This is a genomic window from Bradyrhizobium sp. BR13661 (genome assembly GCF_029892425.1).
Classification (GTDB): Bacteria; Pseudomonadota; Alphaproteobacteria; order Rhizobiales; family Xanthobacteraceae; genus Bradyrhizobium.
Genome location: NZ_JARXWB010000036.1, coordinates 58409 through 84296, shown reverse-complemented (window position 1 = coordinate 84296; position 25888 = coordinate 58409). Strand labels below are relative to the sequence as shown.

Sequence of the window (25888 nt, the reverse complement as noted above, 5' to 3'; positions counted from 1 at the left end):
TGAAGCCAAACACACGGCCTTCCCTGCGCAGTGGGTTGACGGCTTATGCCGAGCTCTCCCCGGGGAGCGATGCACTATTGCCCCCGTCGCCTTGCGGATGACTGATGCATGGGCCCGGTTGGGCCGCAGACATCACCGCAAGACTTGACGCACAGACTCCGGGCGTCAGGACGACACGGTTTTGCCGTACGCAGCCACACCCGTCGTGTGCGCGAGGCCTTCGCTCACGGTTGCCCGCCCTGCAAAAACCTTCGCGCGGCGTGACTGACGTCCACCACGGCTCACCCCACGTTCGTGACGATCGCGATACGCCCCTCTGACCGGGATGAGGTGGCGGATGTCTACTGTAAATCAGAAATTCGGTAAAGCTGAATATTTTCGCGCGCGTCGGTTGACCCGCTGGTCGGGTGTTCTGCCCGTCGGGCAACACAAGGGATGGTGTTTTATATCGGACTGGGCCATCAATCCGTCCCGGGGCAGGCGCCCAAAGCGCAATTCGAGACCGGAAACCATCGATGACTCCTCCGCATCAGACGACGACCTCTCGCGCGCGAACCGATCGGCTGCCGCTGTCGGTCGCGGCCAAGGTCGCACGCCTGATGATGTTGGCCCTGCTCATCTGTGTGGCCTGGTCGGCCGCTCACGCCGAGACCGCCAGACTGCGGGTGGCGACCCGCATCGTCCCGCCCATGGTCGTCGAGAAAAACGGCGTGCTTGGCGGCTTCAGCATCGAGCTCTGGAACAGCATCGGCAAGAAATTGAACCGCGAGACCGAATACGTCGTGTTGCCCGACGTGAATGAATTGCTTGACGCGGTCGGAAGCGGACGGGCCGATCTCGCCATCGCGGCCATCTCGATCACGTCGGAGCGAGAGGACAGATTCGACTTCTCGCAACCGATCCTGAACTCGGGCCTGCAAATCCTGGTGCGCGGCACGGCCGTCAATGTCGAAGCCAATCCGTTGCGCGAACTGATGCAACTGTTCTTCTCACGCACCCTGCTGGTCTGGCTCGGCATCGCGCTCCTCCTGATCCTCGTGCCGGCGCATCTGATGTTCCTGGTCGAGCGGACGCATCACAGCGGAATCATTCCAACCAAGAAATATTTCCCGGGAATCTTCCATGCGATGTTCTGGGCGGCAGGTACGCTGGCGACCCAGGCCGACCAGATGCCGCGGCACTGGATGGCCCGGATCGTCGCAATATTGTGGATGTTCACAGGCGTCGTGTTCGTCGCCTTCTACACGGCGCAACTGACGGCTTCGCTGACGGTCCAGCAGATCAGGGGGCCGATCAACGGGCCGCAGGATCTCGTCGGCAAGACCGTCGGCACGACCCGTGGCAGCACGGCGACGGCGTATCTGAATGAGGTCAAAGCTCAGATGGTCGAATTCGAAAAGGTCGACGACCTCTACAATGCCCTGCTGAGCCAACAGCTCGATGCGGTCGTGTTCGATTCACCGGCCCTGCTCTATTTCACCACCCACGACGGCAGAGGATTGGCGCGGACCGTCGGCGAGGTGTTCCACAAGGAAGATTACGGCATCGTTTTTCCGACCGGCAGTCCGCTGCGCAAGCAGGTGAACGAAGCTCTTCTGGGGCTGCGCGAGAATGACACGTATCAGAGGATCTACGAGGAATGGTTCGGTAAGCGGTAGGTCTGCCAGATGGGCTGTGCAGCAATTTGCCGTGCGTAGAGGCCACTGACAGTTACGGTCGCCGGCAGACCAAATCGATCTCGATCAGCGCGTCATAGGCAAGCCCCGTGACGCCGACGCAGGTGCGGGCCGGAAGGCAGCCGGGTGCAAAGTACGTGCGGTAAGTCTCGTTCATCGTGGCGTAGTCCTCCTTGAAGCGAGTGAGGTAAACGCGCGTCATCACGACGTGCTCGAGGCCGAGATCGAGACCGGCAAGAACCAGTTTCAAATTCTCCATCACGGCACGGGTTTGTGCGACGATGCCATCGGGCAGGACGCCCGGTGCGTGTGGCGTATCCGGCATCTGGCCGGTGACGAAGACAAAACCGTCGGTTTCGACGGCGTGGCTGAAGGGCGCGACCGGCTTTGGTCCGCCGCTGATCATGTGGAATTTCACTCGAGTCATCCCTGGGTTTAAGACGCGTCCCGAAACAGGCGCTTGCTGAGGATGGCGTGCACGCCCCAATTGCCATCGACCACCTGCGTCACGCCAAAATCGACCGCGGCCGACATCAGCGCGATCGCCTCGTCCTCGCTGAGGCCCTTCACGTTCATCAGGAAGCGCCGCATCTTGCGGAACGCATCCTTCATGGCGAGGTCAAGCGAGGATGTTGCATAGACCTCGCTCTGGCCCTGCGCGCCGAACTCGGCGAGATAATTGGGATGGCTGAAGCCGGTCAGCACCCAGTCGGTCTCGGTCTCGATCAGGGGATAGGAGAGATCGGCAAAGGGCTGGCCGGCGAGATCGGCCTTCTTGTGCAGGATCACCTCGAACGTGCCGGTCATCGAGCATTCAATCGCGGTACCGCTGAGCTCGCCGTCGCCCTGCGTGGCGTGGGAATCCCCGACCGATAGCAGTGCGCCGGGAACGGACACCGGAAGATAGACGGTCGATCCCTTCCCGAGCCGCCAATTGTCGAGGTTGCCGCCGAAATAGCATGGCGGCACGGAGTCGACGAAATCGACCTCGCGCGGCGCCACCGCGATCACGCCGAAATGCGGCCGCAGCGGAATACGGACGCCGTCGAGCACGGCATGCCGGCGCTTGATCGTGGCCGGCGCAACGGGGACGCCGGGATAGTCGTAGGTGGTATGCACGACGCCGGAGGGATCGGTCTGCGGCTCCCAGCGGTAGGAGTAGAGCGCGCGGGCATGCGGCTCTTCGGGGTCGTCAAAAATCTCGTAGATCGTGACGATCTCGCGCGGCTTGGGACCGCCGAGAAACTCGTTGTAGTGATAGCCCCACCAGGCCGCGACCGACGAGCCGAACACGCGGCCGGCATGCATCGGGCTGCGACTTGCGCGCGGCACGATATCGAGGATGCGTACTTCGAGGACGTCGCCGGGCTGGGCGTCCTTCACCGCCACAGGACCCGTGCAGATGTGCACGCCGAACCCCTCGCCGGCGCCGCGGCCGAACACGCTTGCGTCCATCGGACCTGCACCGCGGCGATCGACGTTCTTCTTGTCGGCGGTCCAGCCGAATACGCTTTCTGCACCAGCATCGCCCGCGATCATCATCTCCGGCGCGTCAGAAGCGTGCTGGGTCAGCGTTTCGATGGTGATGGTGTCGCCCGAAGCGATCTCGATCTGTGGTGGCAACGAGCGGCTGAAATAGCCCCAATGGACGCGGCTGGCCTCAACCGGGAGATGATGATGCCGGCGCCCCGCGGTTCTCGGCTCAGCAATGTCCGCGCGGAAGACGTTGCTGCGGGCCTCCACGCTCTGATGCACACGGAGCTGGGCCAGCGCCTCCTGCGGCCAGCCGCGCTGGCCGGCAACGCCAGGCTGCGAGGTCGCGCGTTCGGCTTCCTGCTGGCGAAACTCGCGCGGCGGCATGCCGAAGCGATGGCGGAAGGCGCGACTGAAATGCGCGGAGTCACCAAAGCCGTAGGCGTAGGCGATTTCGGAGATCGAGCGATGCGTCTCGGCTGGATTGGACAGATCGGCCCAGGCACGCTGCAGCCGGCGCTCGCGAACGTAATGGGTAAAATTGTCGCCGACCGTCTCGAACAGTTTTTGCAGATAACGCTCGGAAATCCCCTCCGCCTGTGCGACGCGCACCGGCACCAAATCAGGATCGTCGAGGCGGCGTTCGATGGTCTGGCAGATCCGGTGCAGCAGCGCGGCCTGCGTCGCGCTCGATCCGGCGTCCGATGTCGAGGAGGCCTGCTGATGGGCGAGCGTCAGCAGGAGATCGACCAGCGACTGCGCGACCGCATTCCACTCGGTATCGCCGAGTGTGTCGAGCGCGCGCGCGGTCGCATCCAGCAGGCGCGCGAAGACGTCAGCGAATCCGCCTGACGGAACGACGCGGGGCTCGCCGAGCCGAGGTTTGCCCGAGAGGCGCCCATGCAGCGCCTCCGAGGTCACGGCCAGCACAATGGCGCGCATGTCGCGCTGGAACACGATGCTCCAGTCGCCGCTGCGCGGCAGCAACACGAGATGGCCAACGGGAACGATGCGATGACCGCCCGTGCTTTTCAGCACCATGCCGTCCTCGACCGGCATCAACGCGATCGGCAGATCGTCAGTCGCTTGCGCGAGCGGTGCGATGCTCTGCGCGCCCGCAGCCATGCGCGTCAGCGCGACGCCCGTGGCATGACGATGCGAGGCGGTCGCATGTCCGTCATAAAACGAATGATTCGCCGCCGGTTGCAGGCCGACCGCAGCCAGCACGTCCCGCCAGGCTTCAGGGCGGTCGTCTTGCGCGTAGGACTCGCTCGTGAACGGGCGAAAACTCATCGGATCGACCCAGATTGCGGTCGATCGAAGCAACCTCTGTGCCAGACGCACGCGGTCATCCGTCGCAGCGACGGGCCGCAGGTGAGGTTCGTTGGTCACGTATTCATCTCGAAAACGAAATGTCCTTCAATGCATTAGTCGCACCGGAAGATGTTCTTGCGGATCGTGCCGTGGACACCCCAATTGGCGTCGACGACCTGGGTGACGCCGAAATCGGCGCCTACCGACATCAGCGAGATCGCCTCGTCCTCGCTGAGACCATGCACGGTCATCAGGAACCGGCGCAGTTTCCGGAACGCATCGCGCATCGCACGGTCGAGGCTCGAGTGATTGGCAATCTCGGTTTGTGCCTCGGCGCCGAGCGCTGCGAGATAGTTCGGATAGGTGAAGCCGTAGAACGACCAGGCGTGGTCGGTCTCGAGCATGGGATGGTCGAGACCTTCCAGGTTGGTGCCGACCAGATCGGCCTTCTTGTGCAGGATGAATTCGAAATCGCCGGTCAGCGAGGTCTCGATCGCGGTGCCGCCGAGCTCACTGTCGCCTTGCGCGGCGTGTGGATCGCCAACGGAGAAATAGGCGCCTGATACCGCGACCGGATAGAACATGCGCGCGCCCTTGCCGATGCGCCAGTCGTCGATATTGCCGCCGGTGTAGCTCGGCGGGATCGAGCTGACGAAATCGGCCTCCGACGGCGCCAGACCCATGGTGCCGAAATGCAGGCGCGCCGGCACCTTGACGCTCGACAGGATGTTCTCACGCTTCTTGATGGTGGCGTGATCGACGCGCACGCCGGGATAGTCGATGGTCGGATGCACGATGCCGTCAGGGTCGGTCTGCGGGGTCCAGACGTAATTGTAGACGGCCTTCGCATAGGGTTCGCCCGAGGTGTCGAGCTCGAAGATGGTGACGACCTCGCGCGGCTTCGGCTCCTCGATCAGGTCGTGATAGTGAAAGCCCCAGTTGGCCGCGACATTGGAGCCGAAGCAGCGGCCGGCATGGCAGGCGCTGCAGCTCGGCCGCGGCCGGACGTCGAGGATGCGCACCTCCAGAATGTCGCCGGGCTCGGCGCCTTCGACCGCCACGGGACCAGTGAGCAGGTGCACGCCGATCCCCTCGCCTGCGCCGCGGATGAACGGGCCTTCGGTCGGGCCGGAGCCGCGGCGCGCCACCGCCTTGTGCTCGCGGGTCCACTGGAACACGCTCTCGGCGCCGGGATCGCCCGCGATCATGCGCTCGTAGTCGTCATTGGCGTGATGGGTGAGCGTCTCGATGGTGGCGCGATCGCCCGAGCGCAGCGTCAAGGCCGGCGCGACTTTCTTGGAGAAATAGCCCCAGTGGACGGTATTCGGCGAAACCGGCAGCGTGAAATGCTTCATGAGGTGGCCTCTTCGGGGGTCTTGAACCTTGCGAAGGCAGCGCTCATCGCACCGCCTCCGGGGTCTTGTCGGCTTCCATCACGCTGAGGAAACGTGCGGTCAGCGGATTGCGCGGGTTGGAGAGCACCTCGTGCGCCGGCCCCTCCTCGAGGATCGTGCCGCCGCTCAGGAACGCGACGCGGTCGGCGACCTCATCGGCGAAGCGGATCTGGTGGGTTGAGATGATCATGGTGAGGCCATCGTCGATGGCGAGGCGCCGGATCACTTCCAGCACTTCGTTGACAAGCTCCGGATCAAGCGCGGAGGTCGGCTCGTCCAGGAGAAGCACGCTCGGGTTCGGCGCCAGCGCCCGGGCGATCGCGACGCGCTGCTGCTGGCCGCCGGACAGATGCCGCGGCAACGCATCGGCGCGATGCAACAGGCCGACGCGGTCGAGCAACTCCGTGGCGCGGCGGTCGGCATCGATGCGGGTCATCCCGTGGACCCAGCGCAAGGGACCGGCGACGTTCTCCTTCGCCGACAAATGGGCGAACAAATTGAATTGCTGGAACACCATGCCGACGCCGACGGTCGCCCGCTCGTTGGCGATCGCCCGCGGCGACAGCAATTTTCCATCGTCGTCGAAACCGAGACGGCGGCCGCCGACGCGCACGGTGCCTCCATCCCAGCTTTCGAGATGGTTGATGCAGCGGAGCAAAGTGCTCTTGCCGGAGCCGCTCGGCCCGAGCAGCGCGACCACCTCGCCGACGCGCACGGTGAGATCAAGACCGCCGAGCACTTTTTGCTGGCCGTAGCTCTTGGTGAGATCCTTGGCCTCGACCGCGATATTGTTGCGCGCGATCGTGGCGGCGCGCCGGGCGCGCTCTTCGCGGGTCAAGGCCAGCGGCGGCGTGTCCGCGAGCTCGGCCGGCGCCTGTTCGGGATCGGCGACGACGGTCGCGTCGGCGAGTTCAAGCCTGGTGGCGAGATCGAAGCGGCGCCACGGCAGATAGTCGGCGAGCTTGCGCTCGCGGCTTGTGGTGCGGTCGAGATCGAGCAACCACTCAGTGAAGAGCTGGATGGCGCTGATGGCAAAGGTCAGCACGAGGTACAGCAGGCCCGAAGCGAAGAAGATCGAGAAAAAATCGAAGGTCGAGGACGCCAGCTGGGTCGAGCGCAGCGTCAGCTCCTGGACCGCGACGACGGAGGCGAGCGAGGAATTCTTCAGGGCGCTTACGGCCTCGTTGCCAAACGCGGGGATCATGGTGCGGATCGCCTGCGGCGCGATCACCCGCCACATCAGGATCCGCGGGGTCATGCCGAGCGCCTGGCCTGCCGTCACCTGGCCGCGATCGACGCCGAGCACGCCGGCGCGGAACATCTCGGCGATGAACGGCGCCTCGTTGCAGGCGAGCGCGAGACCGGCGGCCAGCACCGCCGGCAGCTTGATGCCGATATGCGGCAGCGCGTCGTAGGCGAACACCATCTGGAGGATCAGCGGCGTGCCGCGGAAGATCACGGTATACCCCCGGGCGATCGCCGCCGGTACCCAGAAGCGGGAGAGCTGCATGCCGGCGAGGATCAATCCGAGGATCAATCCGCCCCCGAGCCCGAGGGCAGTCACCTCGAGGGTGAGCTCGATGCCCTCGAGCAGATACGGCATGCTCAGATAGTGCAGGAAGAGCGACATCAGTCGGCAGTCATCAAAGCGGAATGAGGTTGGCAGAAGGCGAGTGAGCCGGGCTCGGTTCACCTCTCCCGTAGGGAGAGGTCGGATCGCATCGTCAGATGCGATCCGGGTGAGGGCTTACGCCGCACCGAATTTGCCGCGCCCCCCTCACCCGGCGCTTCGCGCCGACCTCTCCCCGTCGGGGAGAGGTAAACCGCACTCAGTCAGCCGTCAGGATGTCCGGCTCCTTGAAGTTGCCCACATCGAGCCCATGCTTCTTCAGAAGCTCCATGTGAATGCCGGCCTTCTGCACCTCGATCAGCGCGGCGAGCACCGCGTCGCGGAACGTCGGCTTGTCCTTCGGCACGGCAATGCCGACCGAGTACGGGATCGTCACCGCGATCGCCTTCTCCAACTTGTCCGGATAGGCCTTGACCGCGCTGTCGACGGTATTGACGTCGTTGACATAGGTGTCGGCGCGACCGGCGAGGATCGCTTGGATGCAGTTGGCGTTGTTGTCGTAGAGCTGGACCGTCGGCTCTGCCTTGCCGGCCTTCTTGCACTCCGGCGCGAGGGCCTGCACCAGCGGCACCTCGACGTAACCGGTGTTTTCCGCCGCAGCCGCGCCGCACATCGACATGTTGATGCCGTTGATGCCCTTCGGATTGCCCTTGGCGACCAGCACGCCGTCGAACACTTTTGAGTAGGTAATGAAGTCGGCCGCCTTGGCGCGCTCCTTGGTGGCGTAGATGTCGGAGATCACGATGTCGGCCTGGCCCGCGGCGAGCGTGGTCAGGAGCGCCGCGAACGTCACCGGCTTGTAGGTCAGCTTGAAGCCGAGGCAGTCGCCGATGGCTTCGCCGAGATCGATGTCGAAGCCGATATATTTGCTGGGATCCTTCGGATCGATGGTCTCATAACCCGGCGTGTGCGGGTTGATGGCGTTGACGAGCGTCTTGCCCTTCCAGTCCGGATATTTCCCTTGAAGCGCGGCGCAGGCGGCGGGCGCTGCGGCCTGCGCGCTCAGCGGTGCGGCGGCGACGAGGCCGAGCGCGATGGCGGCGCCGAGCGCGGCCTTGCGCCACGGCAATGCGCGCGACATCCCCCGCGCCTGGGGTAATATCCGTGTCTGCATCTCCTGCTCCTTCGAATTGTCATGGCATTGGCCATGTTCCAGATCTCGGAAGGGAGCCTAGGTGGAGGGCGAGTCGAAAAGCTTGTCCGCGGGCGTACAAAAAATTGGATTGAGGGGGCCCGCGATTTGGGCAGGCAGCTGCACAAAAACTGTTCGCGCGGGAGGCCCGCTACGGCACGCAATTCCGAATTCGGGAGAACCAAATGGTCTCGTCCTGCGCAATGATCCGCGCAACCGGAGAATCATCTGGTGAGGTTATTTGACAGAGATATGACGATATCTTGCCCAGATAGGGCGCGCGTAAACACATCTGCGGTCGGAATCCACAGCACTCCACAGCCTGTCCGCAGCATATCCACAGGTCGACTATGCCGGATTCGCGAGCCCGCACGAGCCACTTGCTGCGCACAAATCCACAGCCGCGCGGTTCAGCCGCCAGCCTGGTCGAACACGGTGCGGCAAGCATCGCTCAGGCTTGAGCGGTTGCGCCGCAGGCAGGCCGTAATGGCCTTGACGTTGGGAATCTCGCCGGCACAGAGCCGGTAGACGTCGGGGCTGCAGGCCTTCCGCTGCTCCGGTGTGCCCGGCTGTGCCTGGGCTGCTGTGGCAAACAAGGTCAGGAACAGCCCGACCGTCGAGGCGCGACGAGCCCGGCTTCTCACACCCGCACACCGCAAGAACCTCGCCTTCATGACCCGTCTCCTGTCCGCCTTGCTCACCGGCCTTCGTTGGCCGGTTGGGAACAGGTAGGAGGAATAAGTCGCGGGGGATGTGATCTCCTTCACACTGGCGCTGCCGCGCAGGAACCTAGAGTCCCCCGGGGGATTTTCAGGAATCGCTAACCAAACGAGCCCCGATCGCCCGATCGTTAAAATGCGAACGATCGGCTCAATCGGGAAACAAACAGGCTTTGCGACAGTGCGCCATCCGCGTTCCGGAGGGTGTGATGAGCGAAGCCGAATTCAACTTGATGCTGGATGCCGTGCGCGACGCCATGAACCATGACAATTTCGCACCCGTTCCGGAGGAGGACTTCGAGCCTCATTCGTGGAGCTTCGACGCGATGGCCGGCAAAACTCTGATGGCCGCGAATGACAATGAGGGCGCCTGGCCCCTGCTGCCGTTTCCGGATGGTTGGTACGCGGCCTGCTGAGAAGCGTGTTGCCGACCGAAATAACTCGGCGGTCCCGCGGGGTTGCCTAAAGCGCTGATCCCCTATATTGCTCCGCCCTCGTTGAGGCCACGTGGCGGAGTGGTTACGCAACGGTCTGCAAAACCGTGTACACCAGTTCAATTCTGGTCGTGGCCTCCATCACAACTCCCTGATATCTCTGTACAAATCAGCCCCGCGCCGGCTCCGCCGAGCGCGCGAATGCCACTTGCGCAAAGCTCAACCACCGGGTTTGCCCGGGGCTGGCTGGAAACCCCCGATTCAGGTCACGTGGCATAACCTTCGCATCAGCCGGGTGATGCAGGTCGCAACAAAACCGAGCGCTGGAGAGCACGTGGGCGAGATCGTCCGATTTATCCCGAAGTCCGAGCTTGAGCGGGCACGCCTCATCCGCGAGGCGCGCGCGATCTATGACAGCATCTTCCCACCGTCCGCGCCCGATGAGGCGCCGCAGGACGACGAGGAGAGCGTCAAGAACTAGCCCGCCGACCCGGTCAGGATCGTTTGCCGCGACGGAAATCGCGCCGGCGGCCTTTCGGTGCCGGCTTTGGGGCCAGTTCCGGCATCTCGGCCTGAACCTCGCGGTAGCGTGTCAGCAGCCTTTCGAAACTTGCATTCAGCGTCTCGGCAATGTCAGGACGCCGCTCGAGGCCGGACAGCAGCGTCGCCGCTGCCTCGATGGTCGAGAGCCCATCCTTGCGCGGCTCGCGACGCAGCCGCCCATAGCGCGACGGATGCTTCGGGTTGAGAATGATGCGCTGGCATTTCAGCATCCACGGATTGCGCCACCACAGCGCCTTGGCCTGGCTCCAGGTGCCGTCGAGCAGCACCACGCCTTCGAGCTTTCCCAAAATGGCGCGCTGGTTGTCCGCGACCTCGCCCTTGCGATTGAGCGCGACGATCTCACCTTCCACGTCGAGATCGGCCGCGCGGGCCGAGCCGAGATAGAGCACGGCCCAGTGCGAGGCGTTCTCGACCGGGTGCCCGAGCGCCTTGGACAGGCTCGGCCAGGACAGCCCAACGCGGACCTTGGCCTCCTCAAAATGCTTCGCCAGCAGTCGCGCCGTGCCGAGCGCCCTGTCCTGCTCCTGCGGATGCTGCAGGATCAGGAGCGAGAGCTTGTTCTCGATCGGCGTGACCGTGTCACAGATGCAGAGCGGCATCGGCTTCTGGCAGTGCGGGCACTCGGGAATCGGCTCGGGGACTGCGGCCGTGGTCTCAGCAGGGTTGGACATAGAAGCCGCTATACGCTTCGGACGGCGGTTCAACAACCCGCCTATTCCGCCGGCGCTGCCAGCGCGCGCGGCTCGGACCGCCGGCGCAGGCGGTCGATCAGCAGATAGATCACCGGCGTGGTGTAGAGGGTGAGGATCTGCGAGACGAACAGGCCGCCGATGATGGTAATGCCGAGTGGGCGCCGCAGCTCCGTGCCCGGCCCCGTTGCGACGACCAGCGGAATGCCGGCGAACAGCGCTGCCATGGTCGTCATCAGGATCGGACGGAAGCGGGCCTGACAGGCCTCGAAGATCGCTTCAGCCGAGGACAGGCCGCGCTGGCGCTCGGCATCGAGCGCGAAGTCGACCATCATGATGCCGTTCTTCTTGACGATGCCGATCAGCAGGATGATGCCGACGAAAGCGATCACCGTCAGCGGCGTATTGGTGATCTGGAGCGCCAGCAGCGCGCCGAGCCCGGCCGAGGGCAGCGTCGAGATGATCGTCAGCGGATGGGCGAGGCTCTCATAGAGCACGCCGAGCACGATATACATCGCCACCAGCGCGCCGAGGATCAAAAGGGGTTGGCGGCCGCTGGTCCTGGCGAAATCGCCGGCATTGCCGTCAAAGCTGCCGCGGATGCCCTCGGGCATATGCAATTCGTCGACCGCACGCTGGATGTTCTGCGTGGCAGCCTGGAGCACGACGTCAGGCAACGTGTTGAACGACACCGTGGTCGAGGGCACCGACTGCGAATGAAAGACCGCGAGCGCGGCGAGCCCGCGCGTCGCGTGCACCACGGCGGACAGCGGCACCTGCACGTCGCCCGCGCCGGCGACATAGATGCGATCGAGATTGGACGGATCGACCTGGAATTTCGGATCAATCTCCAGCACGGTCATGTACTGGTTGCGCTGGGTGTAGATGATCGAGATCTGGCGCTGCGAGAAGGCGTTGTTCAGGGCGTTGTCGATGTCCTGAACCCTGACGCCGAGCGCTGCGGCCTTCTGGCGGTCGATGTTCAGCGTGAGCTGAAGTCCGCCGGGATCGCGGTCGCTGGACACATCGGTGATGCCCTCCACCGTCTCCATCCGCTTGGCCACGATCGGCGCCCATTTTTGCAGCAGGTCGAGGTCGGTGCTCGAGAGTGTGTACTGGTAGTTTGAGTCGCTCTGGCGGCCGCCGGCGCGGACATCCTGGGCGGCGAACATGAAAAGGCGGATACCGGGCACGGGAAACAGTGCCTTCCGCAACCGGTCGATCACGACCTGGGTCGAGACGTGATCTCTCTCCTCGGGCGGCTTCAGACTGATGAACATGACACCGCGGTTCGACGTCGCGCCCCCCGGCCCGCCACCACCGCCGACGGTCGAGCCGATACCGGCCACGGCAGAATCCTGCATCACGATGTCGGCGAGCCGTTGCTGCAGGCTCAGCATCGACTGGAACGAGATGTCGGCCGAAGCGCGTGTCGCGCCGATGACGAAGCCGGAATCGTCGACCGGGAAATCGGATTTGGGAACCTTGATGTAGAGCGTTACGGTCAGACCGATGGTGGCAAAGAAGACCAGCAGCGTCAGCAGCGGGAATTCGAGCGCGGCGCGCAAAGTGCGGGCATAAAAGGCGACGATATGCGATAGCACACCTTCGATGACGCGATCGAACAGCGTTGCGGTCTCCGACGTCGTCTGCCTGACGTAATGGGCGCAAATCATCGGCGTCACCGTCAGCGACACCAGGGTCGACACCACAATCGCGAAGGTCAGCGTCAAAGAAAATTCACGCAGCAGGCGCCCCTGAATCCCGTTCATGAAAAGGAGCGGCGTGAACGCCGCGATCAGCGACAGGCTGATCGAGACCACGGTGAAGCCGATCTGCCTGGCGCCCTCCAGCGCCGCCTGCATCGGCCGCATGCCGTGCTCGAGATTTCGGAACATGTTCTCGATCATGACGATGGCGTCGTCGACCACGAAGCCGACCGAGATCGCGAGCGCCATCAGCGACAGATTGTCGATCGAGAAGCCCGCGACCCACATCCCCGCGCAGGTTCCGGCCAGCGCCAGCGGCACCGAGATGCCGGCGGCAATCGTCGGCGTGATCCGGCGCAGGAACACGAACACCACGACCATCACCAGGATGGCGGTCGCGAGCAACGTCCACTGCATGTCCATGACGCTGGCGCGGATCGTGGTCGTCCGATCGACCAGCGTCGAGACGTCCACACCGGCCGGAATCCATTGCTTCAGCGCGGGGATCAGCGCCTTCACGCGGTCGACGGTGTCGATGACGTTGGCATCGCCCTGCTTGGTGATCTGGATCAGCACGGCCGGCTGCTTGTTGAACCAGGCGATCGAGCGCGCGTTGCGGACGGAATCCTCAATATCGGCGACGTCGGAGAGCCGGACGAAATTGCCGTTCGAGCTCTTGATGATGATGTCGCGGAATTCCTTGGCCGTGCGCATCTGCCTGTTCAGCGACAGCGTCTCGCTCTGGCGCTCGCCGTTGAAGATGCCGACCGGACCGAGCGGGTTGGCGTTGATGATCGCGGTGCGGACGTCGTCCGTCGCGATCCCCGCATTCGACAGCGCCACCGGATTGAGCTGGATCCGCACCGCCGGCTGGTCGGCGCCCGAGACCGTGACGTCGCCGACGCCCGGCACCTGCGAGATCCGCTGCGCCAGAACAGTGTCGGCGACGTCGTAGATCGCGCTGGCCGACAGCGTCTTGGAGGTCAGCGCCAACACGAAGACGGGTGCGCCGGCGGTATTGGCTTTGCGGAAACGCGGCAGCGCCGGCAGGTCGCTGGGCAGGTCGACGAGGGCGGCATTGATGGCGGCCTGCACGTCGCGCGCCGCCTTGTCGATGTTGCGGCCGATGTCGAACTGGAGCTGGATGTTCGCGACGCCCAACGACGACGTCGAGGTGATCTGGTTGATGCCGGCGATTTCGCCGAGCCGCCGCTCCAGCGGGGCGGCCACGGTTGCGGCCATCACCGAAGGATCGGCGCCGGGACGACTGGCCGAGACGAAGATGGCGGGGAAGTCGACGTTCGGAACGGAGGCGACGGGCAGGAACTCGTAAGCGACGCCCCCCAGCAGGAACAGCCCGATCGACAGCAGCGTGGTCGCGACGGGGCGGCGGATGAAGGGCTCCGAGATCGATGCCATCACTGCATCCCCTCGGTCGCGCCGGCCGTGGGCGCCTCGGGCTCGACCGGCGGCAGCGCCTGCTCGAGGCGGCGGTTGATGCGGTCGAGCGCAAGGTAGATCACGGGCGTGGTGTAGAGTGTCAGCAGCTGGCTCAGCAGCAGGCCGCCGATGATGGAGATGCCGAGCGGGAAGCGCAGCTCTGCGCCGGTGCCGCTCTCGATCGCCAGCGGCAGCGCGCCGAACAGTGCGGCCAGTGTCGTCATCATGATCGGGCGGAAGCGCAACAGGCACGCCTGCACGATGGCTTCTTGCGCGGGCATGCCCTGCCTGCGCTCGGCCTCCAGCGCGAAGTCGATCATCATGATCGCATTCTTCTTGACGATGCCCATCAACAGGATGATGCCGATCAGGCCGATGACCGAAAGGTCCTGCCCGCACAGGATCAGCGCCACAATGGCGCCGACACCGGCCGAGGGCAGCGTCGAGAGGATCGTGATCGGGTGGATGTAGCTCTCATACAGCACGCCCAGCACGATGTAGATGGTGATGACAGCGGCGAGCAGCAGCCAGGGCTGGCCGGCGAGCGCCTTGGCGAATTCAGCGGCATCGCCGGCATAGACGCCGACGATGCTGTTGGGCATTTCGATCCGCGTCTCGATCGCTTTGACCGCCTCGACCGCATCGCCGAGCGCGGCACCCGGCGCCAGGTTGAAGCTGAGCGAGATCGCGGGGAATTGCGCCTGGTGCGAAATCGCGAGCGGCGCCGTTGTGCGCTTCAAGGTCGCCACCGCATCGAGCGGCACCTGGGCGTTGGGCGCGCCGGCGGTCGCACTGGCACCGCCCGGCAGATAGAGTTTCGACAGGATCGAGGGATCGCGCTGGTACATCGGCAGCGCCTCCAGCACCACGCGGTACTGATTGGCCTGGCCGTAGATGGTCGAGATCTGCCGCTGCGCAAAGGCGTCGTTCAGCGTATCGGTGATGGCTTGCAGGCTGACGCCGAGCTGGCCGGCGCGCGTGCGGTCGACCTCCAACTGCGCGCGCAAGCCGCCCTCCTGCGCCTCCGAGGAGACGTCGCGGAACAAGGGCTCGCGCCGCATCTCGTCGACGAGCTTTCGCGCCCATTCGGACACCAGCGCAGCGTCCGTGCCGGTCAGCGTATACTGGTATTGCGAGCGGCTCGATTGGGTCGAGATCTGCACGTCCTGCACCGGCTGGAAGTAGACGGTCATTCCGGGGATGCCGGAGACCCTCTCCTTCAACCGCGCGATGACCACGCTGACATCGTCGGCCCGCTCGCCGCGTGGCTTCAAGGTCATGACGAGGCGGCCGACATTGGTGGTCGGATTGACCGAGCCCGCGCCGATCACCGAGACGACGCCGGTGACGTCAGGATCGGTCTTGATGGCGTCGGCGGCCTCGGTCTGTCGCTTCTGCATCTCGGCGAAAGAGACGTCCGGGCCAGCCTCCGTCACCGCGGTAATCGAGGCCGTGTCCTGTAGCGGCAGAAAACCCTTGGGCGCGACGACGTAGAGAACGAGGGTTGCGACCAGCGTCGCGAAGGTCACGACCAGCGTGGCGCGCTGATGACGCAACACCACCAGCAGCGTGCGGTGGTAGAACTCGACGGTGCGGTCGATGAAGCGGCTGACGGCCGCCAGCCCCGGCACCGCGAGCTCCTCATGGGCGTGCTTGAGCAGCCGCGAGCACATCATCGGCGTCAGCGTCAACGACACCACAGCCGAGGTCACGACCGCGATGGTCAAGGTCAGCGCGAATTCGCGGAACATACGACCGACAAGGCCCGACATGAACAGCAGCGGGATGAACACCGCGATCAGCGACACCGTCAGCGAGATCACGGTGAAGCCGATTTCGCTGGCCCCCTTCAGCGAGGCGGTCATCGCGCTGTCGCCATTCTCCATATGGCGGACGATGTTCTCGATCATGACGATGGCGTCGTCGACGACGAAGCCGGTGCCGATCGTGAGCGCCATCAGCGACAGATTATCGAGGCTGAAGCCGGCAAAATACATGATGCCGAAGCTCGTAATCAGCGACAGCGGCAGCGCCACGCCCGCGATCAGCGTCGCCCGCAGTGAGCGCAGGAACAGCAGCACCACGAGCGTCACCAGCACCACACTGAGGATCAGCGTGAACTGCACGTCGTGGACCGAGGCGCGGATGGTGACGGTGCGGTCGGAGACGATGGTCAGCTGCACGCCGGCCGGAATCGCGCGCTGCACCTTCGGGATCTCGGCGCGGATCTGGCTGACGACGTCGATGACGTTGGCGCCGGGCTGGCGCTGGATGTCGATGATGACCGCCGGCGTGCCCTGGTACCAGCCGCCGGTGCGGTCGTTTTCGAGCCCGTCGACGATCTGCGCGACGTCGCCGATCGTGACAGGCGAGCCGTTGCGATAGGCGATGATGATGGGACGGTAGGCGTCGGCGGCGGCGATCTGGTCGTTGGCGGCGATGATGTAGGATTGCTGGGCGCCGTCGAGCGAGCCCTTCGGACCGGAGACGTTGGCGTTGGCGATCGCTGCGCGTAAGTCCTCCATGGCGATGCCGTAGGCGGCGAGCCGCGCCAGATCGGCCTGGATGCGGACGGCCGGCTTCAGCCCGCCGAGCACCGAGACTCGGCCGACGCCGGAGATCTGGCTGAGACGCTGGGCCAGCAGCGTATCGGCGATATCGCTCATCGCGCGCAGCGAGATCGTGTCCGAGCGCAGCGCCAGCGTCATCACAGGCGCATCCGCCGGGTTCACCTTGGCGTAGGTCGGCGGATAAGGCAGCGTCCTGGGCAGCACGCCGGCGGCGGCGTTGATTGCGGCCTGTACGTCCTGGGTCGCACCGTCGATATCACGGTTGAGATCGAACTGGAGCGAGATCTGGCTGACGCCGAACGAGCTCGTCGAGCTCATCGCCGTCAGAGACGGGATCTGGCCGAGCTGGCGCTCGAGCGGCGCGGTGATCAGCGAGGCGATGACGTCGGGGCTTGCGCCGGGCAGCTGCGTCGACACCTGCACGGTCGGGAAGTCGACCTGCGGCAGCGCGGACACCGGCAGCGCGAAATAGCCGAGCACGCCGCCGATCAGCAGCGCAATGCCGAGCAGCGAGGTTGCGATCGGCCGGCGGATGAAGGGTTCGGAGACACCCATGAGATGCGCCTGCCGCTCAGGCGGCTGTTGCCGGGATCATGGCTGCTTGGCTCCAGATCCAGATTGTTGAGCCCCCGATGGTTGAGCCCCCTCGGCCGGTTGCCCCTTCTGGTCGCCCTCGCTGCTCTTCTGCTTGGCGCGGAATTCGCCGTCCTTGCCTTGTCCGTCCTTCTGGCCATCCTTCAAGCCATCCTTCAAGCCATCCTTGGCCTGACCGCCCTTCCCGTCGCCCTGCGGCGCGCGCGTGCGCTTGCGCGGGGCGAGGTCGGCCGACGGCGTCTGCTCGTCGCGGCCGATGACGACCTTGGAGCCGTCGGACAGATTGGCAAAGCCCGTGGTGACGACCTTGTCGTTCGCCGTCAGGCCACTCGCAATGACCGCGTCATGCTCGTTCTGCTGGGTCACGGTCACGGGCTTGGCCGAGACGACATTGTCCTCGCCGATGACATAGCTGAACGTGCCGATCGGTCCGCGCTGCACGGCAGACGTCGGCACCACTAACGCCTGGTTCAGCGTTTCGACCTTGAGGCGGACATTGACGAACTGGCCCGGCCAGAGCTGGTAGTTGGCGTTGGGAAATTCCGCCTTGAGCCTCAGCGTACCGGTCGTCTGGTCGACCTGGTTGTCGATGCCGGTCAGCTTGCCGGTGTCGATGACGGTGACGCCATCATTGCCAAACACGTCGACCGACAGCGCGCCTTTCGCTGCGGCCGCATTGACGCGCATGATCTGCTGCTGCGGCAGGCTGAACCACACCGCGATCGGCTGCAATTGGGTGATGACGACGAGGCCGGTGGTGTCGGAGGCGTGAATGATGTTGCCCTGGTCGACCTGACGCAGGCCGGCGCGGCCCGACAGCGGCGCCACGATCTTGGTGTAGCTCAGCGTGGCAGCCGCATTGTCGATCGAGGCCTGGTCGGCCTTCACCAGCGCCTCGGTCTGCGCCACCGCGGCGCGCTGGGTATCGGCCTGCTGCTTCGAGCCGGCATTGGAGGCGGCGAGCTGCTCGTAGCGCGCAAGGTCGATGCGCTGGTTGGCGAGCTGGGCCTCGTCCTGCGCCTTCTTGGCGACGGCCTGATCATAGGTCGCCTGATAGAGCGCCGGATCGATCTCGCCGAGCACGTCGCCCTTCTTGACGTCCTGGCCTTCGGTGAACTTCACCGCGATCAGCTTGCCGTCGACCTGCGAGCGCACGGTCACGGTATTGAGCGCGCGAATCGCGCCGACGCCGTCGAGATAGACCGGCACATCCTGGACCCGCGGCGTCGCCGCCAGCACCGGCACCGGCAGGTCGGGCCGCTGCTGGCCGCGACCGAAGGCCGGCTGCTGCTGCGGCTGCTGATGCCACACGGTCCAGCCGAGATAGCCAAGGCCGCCGAGGATCGCGAGCGTGATCAGGACCACGACGAAGCCGCGGCCGCGCGACTTTTTCGCCGTCCCTTGCTTCGCGTCCTGCTTCATATCCGGCTTAAAGAGCATTGACCGGTTTCTCCATTCGCGGCTCCCAGCCGCCGCCGAGCGCCTGATAGAGGCTGACGATGGCAAGAAGGCGGGCGAGCTGTGCCTGCGCCAGGGTGTCTTCGGCCTGGAACAGCGTCAGCTGGGTGTTGAGGACTGTCACGATATCGGCCGTGCCGGCGCGCAGCTGCTGCTCGGCGAGGTCGAAGGCGCGCCGCGATGCGTTGACGACATCGCGCTGCAATTGCAGCTTGATCGTGGTCTGCTTGATCGAGAACAGCGCATTGTCGACGTCGGTGAAGGCCTGGATGATGGTCTTGCGGTAGGTCTGCAGCAACTCGTCCTGCCGCGCCTTGGCATACTCGAAATTGCCGAGGATCTTGCCGCCGTCGAAGATCGGCTGGGTCGCGCTGCCGACCAGCTGGAAGAACGCCGCATGCGGCTGAAACAGCGAGACCAGCGCCGAGCTCTGATAGCCGCCATTGCCGGTGAGCTGAATGGTCGGGAAGAACTGCGCACGGGCATTGCCGATATTCGCAGTCGCCGAGGCGAGCTGCGCCTCCTGCCGGCGAATGTCCGGCCGCTGCGTCAGGATCTCCGACGGCAGGCCGGGCGTGACGCGCGGGATCGCAATCCTGTCCAGCGAGCCGCCCGCAAGGCGCACGCTCTCCGGCGGGCGCGACACCAGCACCGCAAGCGCATTGGTGTTCTGGTCGAGGGTCTGGCGCAGAGGCGGCACCAGCGCCTTCTGGTTGGCCAGCACGCTCTCCTGCTGCGCGACGTCGAGATCGGTTCCGGTGCCCGCCTTGCGGCGCTCGCGGATGGCATCGAGGATGCGCTGGGCGCTGGCGATATTGCGCTGGGCTGTCCGCAGGCGATCCTGCGAGGACAATACCTGGAAATAGGCATTAGCGACGGCTGCGAGCGTCGTCAGCGCCACGGTATCGCGGTCGAAACGATTGGCCTTGGCGGTCTCTTCCGCCGTTTGCAGCGCGTCGCGGTTCTGGCCCCAGAAATCGAGCTGGTAGCTGGCGCTGAGCGACGAGGAATAGTTGACGATTTCGCGGCCGCCATTGGTCAGGCCCGACGAACTCGAGCCTGACGTGCGCGAATAGGTCTCTGATCCGCTGCCCGACAGGCTCGGCAGCAGTGCCGCGCCCGCTTGCCGCGCCTGTGCATCAGCCTCGACAATGCGCGCCACCGCGGCAGCGATGTCGAGGTTGACGGTCTGGGCCTCTTCCATGAGCTGCGTCAGCTCCGTCGAGCGGAAGCCGCGCCACCAATCCAGCGTCGGCGGCGCGTCCGCCTTGCCGGCATATTTGTACTGGGCGGGGACATCGAGCGCGGGATCGGGAAGGTCCTGGGTCAGCACACAGGCGCCCGAACTCGAGGCCAGGCACACCACAGCGACCGCGCGCAGGGTCCGTGACGCAGAACCAAGGAATTGCCGCATGGCCGGAAGCCGCCGTGTCACCCCCACCCCCTTGCCGGGCAGATCGTGCCATCGCCGCGCGGCCGGAACAGCCGATTCGCGCGCCGACGGCTGAAGGCCATTCTGTAACTCGTTCACAGCGTGATGCTTTCTGCGGGACCTGAAATCCATACTAGCCGGGCGCGGAACTGCGGGACAGTCCCGCACCTGCGAAACGCACAGACGAAGCTGCCCGCTCGAAGGCCATCGGAATGAAAGATGTGCCTGTGCTGCAGTCGTTTCTTTGATTCTCGAAAGGTTCAGAAACAAGCTCAAGCTTACCAAGATTTCATGTGATATTGCAGCCACAGTTGCGCCGAAGACGCATCGCAGGGGCGCATGCTCCACTGAAACCCGCGCCGCAACGCACCGTAGCTTGTCCAGCACGAGGCAGGGACACTTACGCATGCGCATCGCGGTCATCGGAACGGGCATTGCCGGCAACACGGCAGCCTGGACGCTCTCCCAGCGCTACCCTGTGACGGTCTATGACCGCGAACTGCGCCCTGGCGGGCACAGCCACACGGTCACCATCGACTATCAGGGCACGCCAGTCGCAGTCGACATTGGCTTCATCGTCTATAACGAGCTCAACTATCCCGACCTGACGGCGATGTTCGCCCATCTCGGCGTCGAGACCGTCGCAAGCTGCATGAGCTTTGCCGTATCCGCCGATGGCGGTCGTTTCGAATGGCGTGGCGGCGGCAATGATTGGTGGGCGACCGGGACCGGATTGTTCGCGCAAGTCGGCAACCTGCTCTCCCCGTCCTACCTGCGGATGCTGACGGAGATCCCGACATTTGGCCGGCAAAGCATCGACGACCTCCGCAACGGTCGCCTGACCGGACTGACGCTTGGCGCCTATTTCCGCGAGCGCAAGTTCTCAAAACGCCTGCTGACCGACTATCTCGCACCCATGGGAGCTGCCATCTGGTCTGCGCCTGCCGGCGAAATGCTCGACTTCCCGGCCGAGAACTTCGTTGCCTTCTTCGACAATCATCGCCTGCTGCATTACGACCGGCCGGTCTGGCGCACGGTGAAGGGCGGCAGCCAGACCTACGTCACGCGGCTCCAGGCCGCGTTCAGGGACCGCGTCCGGCTCGGCTGCGCCGTGACGTCGGTCGCACGCTCCGCACATGGCGTCGTGATCCATGACAGCCACGGGCGGCACGAGACCTACGATCATGTGGTGATCGCGGCGCATAGCGACCAGGCGCTCGCCATGCTGTCCGACCCTGATGCGCGCGAGCGCGACATCCTCGGCGCCATCGGCTATTCGCCGAACAAGGTCTATCTGCATCGCGATGTCAGGCTGATGCCGAAGCGGCGCCGCGCCTGGGCGTCGTGGAATTTCCTGCGCTGGCAGCGCGATGGAGAAGCGGTGAACGACGTTGCGGTGACCTATTGGATGAACCGACTCCAGGGCATCGATCCAGACAAGCCGCTGTTCGTCAGCCTCAACCCGCCGTTCGAACCCGCGCCCGAGCTCACATTCGGCCAATATCTCTGCGAGCATCCGCAGTACAATGCGGCGGCGTTTGCCGCGCAGAAGCGGCTGGCCGAGATCCAGGGGCAGCGGCACACCTGGTTCTGCGGCGCCTGGACCGGCTACGGCTTTCATGAGGACGGCGTGCGCTCGGGCCTTGCCGTGGCCGAGGCGCTCGGGGCGACCGCGCCCTGGCGCGCGGCACCTGTCGAACTCGCGGAGGCCGCGGAGTAGTGCGATGGTGACGACTGCACTCCCAACCTCAGACGCCGCCTCGCTCTATTTCGGCGATGTCATGCATGCGCGGCTCAAGCCGATGGGCCATCGCTTCAGCTACCGCGTCGTGAGCCTCCTGATCGATCTCGACCGGCTGGATGAGGCTAACAGGCAGTCGGCGCTGTTCGGCGTCAATCGCGCCGCACTCTACAGTTTCCACGAAAAGGACCATGGCCCGCGCGACGGCTCGTCGCTGCGCACCTACGCCGAGCGCTGCGCTGCCGCTCACGGCGTCGACCTTAGGCGTGGCCGGGTCGAGCTGCTCTGCTATCCCCGCCTGCTCGGCTACGGCTTCAATCCGCTGTCGGTCTATTTCTGCCATGGCGCCGATGGCAGGCTGGCGCTGGTGATCTACGAGGTGCGCAACACCTTTGGCGAGATTCATCCATACATTCTGCCTGTCAGGGCCGGCGAGCTGAACATTTCAGGCCTGCGGCAGCAGCAGGACAAGCTGTTCTACGTCTCGCCCTTCATTCCAATGGCGATGCGCTACCTTTTCCGGGTGCTGCCGCCGTCCGACACGGTCAAGCTGCGCATCCTGGAGACCGACCACGACGGGCCGTTGCTCGCGGCGACGTTCAACGGCCGCCGCCGCGCCCTGACCTCGCCCGCGCTGCTGCGATCGTTCTTCGCCCTGCCGCTGGTCAGCCTGAAGATCATGGCGGCGATCCATTGGGAGGCGCTGCGGCTCTGGCTGAAGGGGGCGCGGCTGGTGCCACGGCGCGATGTCGCAGCGCAGCCGGATGCTGAAACCACCTTGGCGACCGGCAAATCGCGCGCCTATATTATCAATCGCTGACCGTTTGCAGGGCGCGCTCGGGCTTGGCGAAGAAACGAGACAAGCGCGTCTGGCTGACGGCCGTACAGTGTCAGTTCAGGTGATGGATCCGCCGATGTCGACGGTCGTCTCGGTCACGCCCGATAATGCAGAGACAGCGCTCGCTGACCTGCCGCGTGTCGTTCGTCTTGCGCTTACCTTCGGCTCGCGGCTCCGACGCGGCGCGCTCGATGTCACCCTGCCTGACGGTCGCGTGATCAGGCTCGGCGGTCACGAGCCGGGTCCGAATGCTGCGATGCGCCTGCACAATTACGGCGTCGCATCGCGCCTGATCAACGGCGGCGACATCGGCATTGCCGAAGCCTATCTCGCCGGCGATTGGGATACGCCCGACCTGACGCAGTTTCTCTACCTCTTCTGCGTCAACCACGATTTGATCCAGGCCATGCTGCGCGACAAGCCGTTGATGCGGTTCGTGCAGATGCTGCAGCACTGGTTCAACCGCAACACCCGCCGCCAGGCGCGGCGCAACATCCACGCCCATTACGACATCGGCAATGCGTTCTACTCGGCCTGGCTCGATCCGAGCATGACCTATTCGTCGGCGCTGTTCGAGGGCTCGACCACGGACCTCTCGACCGCGCAGGCGAACAAATACCGTCGCCTTGCCGAAGCCCTCGACCTGAAGCCGGGCCAGAGGCTGCTCGAGATCGGCTGCGGCTGGGGCGGCTTTGCCGAATTCGCCGCCAAGACCTACGGCGCGCGCGTCGTTGGCCTGACGATTTCGACCGAGCAGCGGGATTTCGCGCAAAAGCGCATCTTCGATGCGGGCCTGGCCGAGCAGGTCGAGATCCGACTGCAGGATTATCGCGACGAGCGCGACCGCTACGACCGGATCGCTTCGATCGAAATGATCGAGGCGGTCGGCGAGGCATTCTGGCCGCGCTATTTCGCCCAGCTGCGGGACCGGCTGCTGCCGGGTGGCCTTGCCGGGATTCAGGCCATCACGATCCAGGACCGGCTGTTCCAGGGCTACCGTCGCGAGGTCGACTTCATCCAGCGCTACGTCTTTCCCGGCGGCATGCTGCCCTCGCCCGCGGTGCTGAAGTCGCTCGGGGATCGGTTCAGTATGCCCGTCATCCGCGAGCGGATCTTTGGGCAAGATTATGCCAAGACGCTTGCCAGCTGGCGAAATAATTTTCGCACAGCATGGCCTACTCTTGCTCCGCTCGGATTCGACGACCGGTTCCGGCGGCTCTGGGAGTACTATCTCGCCTATTGCGAGGCCGGATTCCTGTCCGGCAACATTGACGTCCGGCAGGTCATCTTCGCAAAGCAGCAATAAGACTTCGCAGCCTCGCGTTGGAAGGGGTCGCTTGTAAGGCTGGCGACCCTACTTTAGGGTCTGACGACTTTCGCCTCCAGCCGGTAATTGCCTGACATGACCATCAAAAACGACGTTGTCGAAGCCATCGGCAACACCCCGCTGATCAAACTCAAGCGCGCCTCCGAACTGACCGGCTGCACCATTCTCGGCAAGGCCGAGTTCATGAATCCCGGCCAGTCGGTCAAGGACCGCGCCGGCAAATGGATGATCATGGAGGCCGAGAAGCGCGGCGAGCTGAAGCCAGGCGGCCTCGTGGTGGAATCGACCGCCGGCAACACCGGCATTGGGCTGGCGGTGGTGGCGAGCGCGCGTGGCTATCGCACGCTGATCGTGATCCCGGAGACGCAGAGTCAGGAGAAGAAGGATTTCCTGAAGCTGTGCGGCGCCCAGCTGCTGGAATCGCCGGCCCTGCCCTACTCCAATCCCAACAACTACCAGCATGTCGGCCGCCGTCTTGCCGACGAGTTGCGCAAGACCGAGCCGAACGGCGTGCTGTTCGCCGACCAGTGGAACAACCTCGACAATGCCAAGGCGCATTACGACTCCACCGGTCCCGAGATCTGGGCGCAGACCGGCGGCAAGATCGACGGCTTCGTCTGCTCGGTCGGCAGCGGCGGCACGCTCGCCGGCACCAGCCGTTTCCTCAAGGAGAAGAGCAAGGACATCCGGATTGCCTGCGCCGATCCGCAGGGGTTCGGCATGTACGAATATTTCAGGACCGGCGAGGTCAAGATGACGCCCGGCGACTCCATTACGGAAGGTATCGGGCTCGGCCGCAAAACCGCGATCGTCGAGAGCGCCAAGGTCGATGATGCCTTCCTCATTCCGGACGCCGAGGCCGTGACGGTGATCTACGAACTGCTCCAGCACGAGGGCCTGTGTCTCGGCGGCTCAACCGGCATCAACATCGTCGGCGCGATGCGGCTCGCCCAGCAGCTCGGCCCCGGCAAGACCATCGTCACCATTCTCTGCGATTCCGGCAGCCGCTATCAGTCAAAGCTGTTCAATGCCGACTTCATGCGCGCCAAGAACCTGCCGGTGCCTGAATGGCTGGAGAAGCGCAGCAACATCAAGCTGCCCTTCGTCTAGCGCCAACGAATTAACTCCTGGCGCTTAACTCCAGGTTGGACGCGGCGAGCCTTGCGATACCCGTGCGAGGCGCTGGTCTGACGTCGACGGCTTGGTGACAGCCCGCGCGGGCGGCTCGAAGGGGTTGGTGTAGACACCCTCGCCCTCGGCACTCGGCCAGAAGGTGAGCGCCAGCAGAAGTGCGACATTGACCAGCCCGCCGACCATCGTGCCCTGATGCTCCTGACCGATGGCCCAGGCCGGAAACCGGCCGGCCACCACGTGGTCGACGATCATCAGCGCGATCCAGGCCGGGATCACGCAGACCGGATCCCAGCCGATGTCGCGGATGCGCATCGATTGCAGCATGAAGGTTGCCAGACCAAAGAAGACCATCGCGCCGATGATCGCCCAATTCCGGGTGAGATCCTCGGGGTGGACCATGCTCGGCGACGTGGTGCGCAACACGGCCAGGGCGATCGCAAAGCAGATCGCCGTCATCACGATCGCCAGCGCGACCGAGGCCAGGAAGAAATGCAGGCGCCCAAGGCGCGCATTAAGTCCGAACACGAAACCGAGCATGTGACACCCCCTTTTGCCGCCTTATGCGCAGAAACAGCTTTCGGACGCGTGAAGCGCCGGGGTGTCGTCATCGGCATGTTTTC

Annotated in this window: 19 protein-coding genes and 1 tRNA gene; 8 read left to right on the top strand and 12 right to left on the bottom strand. The window is 64.6% G+C overall.

All coding sequences use genetic code 11. The features are described from left to right. The first annotated feature begins 515 nt into the window (after positions 1 to 515). Positions 516 to 1658, top strand: coding sequence for a transporter substrate-binding domain-containing protein (locus M2427_RS36655; protein ID WP_280711669.1), 1143 nt, complete (start codon positions 516 to 518; stop codon positions 1656 to 1658). A gap of 52 nt (positions 1659 to 1710) precedes the next feature. Here M2427_RS36655 and M2427_RS36650 read toward each other — a convergent pair whose 3' ends face one another. From M2427_RS36650 to M2427_RS36625, 6 genes are all read right to left on the bottom strand, one after another. After that, on the bottom strand, positions 1711 to 2094 hold the full coding sequence (locus M2427_RS36650) for a RidA family protein (RefSeq protein WP_280711668.1): 384 nt from the start codon (positions 2092 to 2094) through the stop codon (positions 1711 to 1713). 17 nt (positions 2095 to 2111) lie between these two features. Further along, positions 2112 to 4442, bottom strand: a complete 2331-nt coding sequence (locus M2427_RS36645; RefSeq protein WP_280711675.1) for an acetamidase/formamidase family protein — start codon at positions 4440 to 4442, stop codon at positions 2112 to 2114. 134 nt (positions 4443 to 4576) lie between these two features. Continuing rightward, a complete protein-coding gene (locus M2427_RS36640; RefSeq protein WP_280711667.1) occupies positions 4577 to 5818 on the bottom strand; it encodes an acetamidase/formamidase family protein in 1242 nt (413 codons plus the stop codon). Positions 5819 to 5861: 43 nt separating this feature from the next. Continuing rightward, entirely contained in the window at positions 5862 to 7487 is a 1626-nt protein-coding gene (locus M2427_RS36635) for an amino acid ABC transporter permease/ATP-binding protein (protein ID WP_280711666.1), read from the bottom strand. Positions 7488 to 7686: 199 nt separating this feature from the next. Beyond that, positions 7687 to 8601, bottom strand: coding sequence for an ABC transporter substrate-binding protein (locus tag M2427_RS36630; RefSeq protein ID WP_280711665.1), 915 nt, complete (start codon positions 8599 to 8601; stop codon positions 7687 to 7689). A gap of 428 nt (positions 8602 to 9029) precedes the next feature. Then, positions 9030 to 9293, bottom strand: coding sequence for a hypothetical protein (locus M2427_RS36625; RefSeq protein ID WP_280711664.1), 264 nt, complete (start codon positions 9291 to 9293; stop codon positions 9030 to 9032). A gap of 254 nt (positions 9294 to 9547) precedes the next feature. Here M2427_RS36625 and M2427_RS36620 point away from each other — a divergent pair, with 254 nt between their 5' ends. The 3 genes from M2427_RS36620 (at position 9548) to M2427_RS36610 (ending at position 10253) form a co-directional block, all read left to right on the top strand. Continuing rightward, positions 9548 to 9754 carry a hypothetical protein gene (locus M2427_RS36620; RefSeq protein WP_280711663.1) on the top strand — a complete coding sequence of 69 codons (207 nt, stop codon included), beginning with the start codon at positions 9548 to 9550 and terminating at the stop codon, positions 9752 to 9754. Positions 9755 to 9839: 85 nt separating this feature from the next. Then, a tRNA-Cys gene (locus tag M2427_RS36615) sits at positions 9840 to 9913 on the top strand. 193 nt (positions 9914 to 10106) lie between these two features. Then, the gene (locus M2427_RS36610) at positions 10107 to 10253 is read left to right on the top strand and encodes a hypothetical protein (protein ID WP_280711662.1); all 147 of its coding nucleotides are present in this window, start codon (positions 10107 to 10109) and stop codon (positions 10251 to 10253) included. A 13-nt stretch (positions 10254 to 10266) separates the two neighbouring features. On the opposite strand, the gene M2427_RS36605 is transcribed toward M2427_RS36610, so the two are convergent. Genes M2427_RS36605 through M2427_RS36585 form a run of 5 tightly spaced genes read right to left on the bottom strand, consistent with a single transcriptional unit; the run spans position 10267 to position 20210 of the window. Beyond that, positions 10267 to 11007, bottom strand: a complete 741-nt coding sequence (locus M2427_RS36605) for a tRNA-uridine aminocarboxypropyltransferase (protein ID WP_280711661.1) — start codon at positions 11005 to 11007, stop codon at positions 10267 to 10269. 41 nt (positions 11008 to 11048) lie between these two features. After that, positions 11049 to 14153, bottom strand: a complete 3105-nt coding sequence (locus M2427_RS36600) for an efflux RND transporter permease subunit (protein ID WP_280711660.1) — start codon at positions 14151 to 14153, stop codon at positions 11049 to 11051. After that, positions 14153 to 17299, bottom strand: coding sequence for an efflux RND transporter permease subunit (locus tag M2427_RS36595; RefSeq protein ID WP_280711659.1), 3147 nt, complete (start codon positions 17297 to 17299; stop codon positions 14153 to 14155). The genes M2427_RS36600 and M2427_RS36595 overlap by 1 nt, the downstream gene beginning before the upstream one ends. 36 nt (positions 17300 to 17335) lie before the next feature. Then, positions 17336 to 18778, bottom strand: a complete 1443-nt coding sequence (locus M2427_RS36590; protein WP_280711658.1) for an efflux RND transporter periplasmic adaptor subunit — start codon at positions 18776 to 18778, stop codon at positions 17336 to 17338. After that, positions 18768 to 20210: an efflux transporter outer membrane subunit gene (locus M2427_RS36585; protein ID WP_280711674.1), complete on the bottom strand. Its 1443-nt coding sequence runs from the start codon at positions 20208 to 20210 to the stop codon at positions 18768 to 18770. The genes M2427_RS36590 and M2427_RS36585 overlap by 11 nt, the downstream gene beginning before the upstream one ends. Before the next feature lie 424 nt (positions 20211 to 20634). Here M2427_RS36585 and M2427_RS36580 point away from each other — a divergent pair, with 424 nt between their 5' ends. From M2427_RS36580 to M2427_RS36565, 4 genes are all read left to right on the top strand, one after another. Continuing rightward, on the top strand, positions 20635 to 21948 hold the full coding sequence (locus M2427_RS36580) for an FAD-dependent oxidoreductase (protein ID WP_280711657.1): 1314 nt from the start codon (positions 20635 to 20637) through the stop codon (positions 21946 to 21948). A gap of 4 nt (positions 21949 to 21952) precedes the next feature. Then, positions 21953 to 22789, top strand: coding sequence for a DUF1365 domain-containing protein (locus M2427_RS36575; protein WP_280711656.1), 837 nt, complete (start codon positions 21953 to 21955; stop codon positions 22787 to 22789). Between the two features lie 94 nt (positions 22790 to 22883). Continuing rightward, on the top strand, positions 22884 to 24113 hold the full coding sequence (locus M2427_RS36570; protein WP_280711655.1) for a cyclopropane-fatty-acyl-phospholipid synthase family protein: 1230 nt from the start codon (positions 22884 to 22886) through the stop codon (positions 24111 to 24113). 96 nt (positions 24114 to 24209) lie between these two features. Next, entirely contained in the window at positions 24210 to 25244 is a 1035-nt protein-coding gene (locus tag M2427_RS36565; protein ID WP_280711654.1) for a cysteine synthase A, read from the top strand. Between the two features lie 24 nt (positions 25245 to 25268). On the opposite strand, the gene M2427_RS36560 is transcribed toward M2427_RS36565, so the two are convergent. Beyond that, positions 25269 to 25805, bottom strand: coding sequence for a DUF805 domain-containing protein (locus M2427_RS36560; protein WP_280711653.1), 537 nt, complete (start codon positions 25803 to 25805; stop codon positions 25269 to 25271). Between the last annotated feature and the right edge of the window lie 83 nt (positions 25806 to 25888).

What these genes read in the sequence shown, in the direction of transcription:
- M2427_RS36655 (WP_280711669.1), top strand. Translation starts at nt 516, where the DNA reads ATGACTCCTCCGCATCAGACGACGACCTCTCGCGCGCGAACCGATCGG.
- M2427_RS36645 (WP_280711675.1), bottom strand. Translation starts at nt 4,442, where the DNA reads ATGAGTTTTCGCCCGTTCACGAGCGAGTCCTACGCGCAAGACGACCGC.
- M2427_RS36640 (WP_280711667.1), bottom strand. Translation starts at nt 5,818, where the DNA reads ATGAAGCATTTCACGCTGCCGGTTTCGCCGAATACCGTCCACTGGGGC.
- M2427_RS36635 (WP_280711666.1), bottom strand. Translation starts at nt 7,487, where the DNA reads ATGTCGCTCTTCCTGCACTATCTGAGCATGCCGTATCTGCTCGAGGGC.
- M2427_RS36630 (WP_280711665.1), bottom strand. Translation starts at nt 8,601, where the DNA reads ATGCAGACACGGATATTACCCCAGGCGCGGGGGATGTCGCGCGCATTG.
- M2427_RS36625 (WP_280711664.1), bottom strand. Translation starts at nt 9,293, where the DNA reads ATGAAGGCGAGGTTCTTGCGGTGTGCGGGTGTGAGAAGCCGGGCTCGT.
- M2427_RS36620 (WP_280711663.1), top strand. Translation starts at nt 9,548, where the DNA reads ATGAGCGAAGCCGAATTCAACTTGATGCTGGATGCCGTGCGCGACGCC.
- M2427_RS36605 (WP_280711661.1), bottom strand. Translation starts at nt 11,007, where the DNA reads ATGTCCAACCCTGCTGAGACCACGGCCGCAGTCCCCGAGCCGATTCCC.
- M2427_RS36600 (WP_280711660.1), bottom strand. Translation starts at nt 14,153, where the DNA reads ATGGCATCGATCTCGGAGCCCTTCATCCGCCGCCCCGTCGCGACCACG.
- M2427_RS36595 (WP_280711659.1), bottom strand. Translation starts at nt 17,299, where the DNA reads ATGGGTGTCTCCGAACCCTTCATCCGCCGGCCGATCGCAACCTCGCTG.
- M2427_RS36590 (WP_280711658.1), bottom strand. Translation starts at nt 18,778, where the DNA reads ATGCTCTTTAAGCCGGATATGAAGCAGGACGCGAAGCAAGGGACGGCG.
- M2427_RS36585 (WP_280711674.1), bottom strand. Translation starts at nt 20,210, where the DNA reads ATGCGGCAATTCCTTGGTTCTGCGTCACGGACCCTGCGCGCGGTCGCT.
- M2427_RS36580 (WP_280711657.1), top strand. Translation starts at nt 20,635, where the DNA reads ATGCGCATCGCGGTCATCGGAACGGGCATTGCCGGCAACACGGCAGCC.
- M2427_RS36575 (WP_280711656.1), top strand. Translation starts at nt 21,953, where the DNA reads ATGGTGACGACTGCACTCCCAACCTCAGACGCCGCCTCGCTCTATTTC.
- M2427_RS36570 (WP_280711655.1), top strand. Translation starts at nt 22,884, where the DNA reads ATGTCGACGGTCGTCTCGGTCACGCCCGATAATGCAGAGACAGCGCTC.
- M2427_RS36565 (WP_280711654.1), top strand. Translation starts at nt 24,210, where the DNA reads ATGACCATCAAAAACGACGTTGTCGAAGCCATCGGCAACACCCCGCTG.
- M2427_RS36560 (WP_280711653.1), bottom strand. Translation starts at nt 25,805, where the DNA reads ATGCTCGGTTTCGTGTTCGGACTTAATGCGCGCCTTGGGCGCCTGCAT.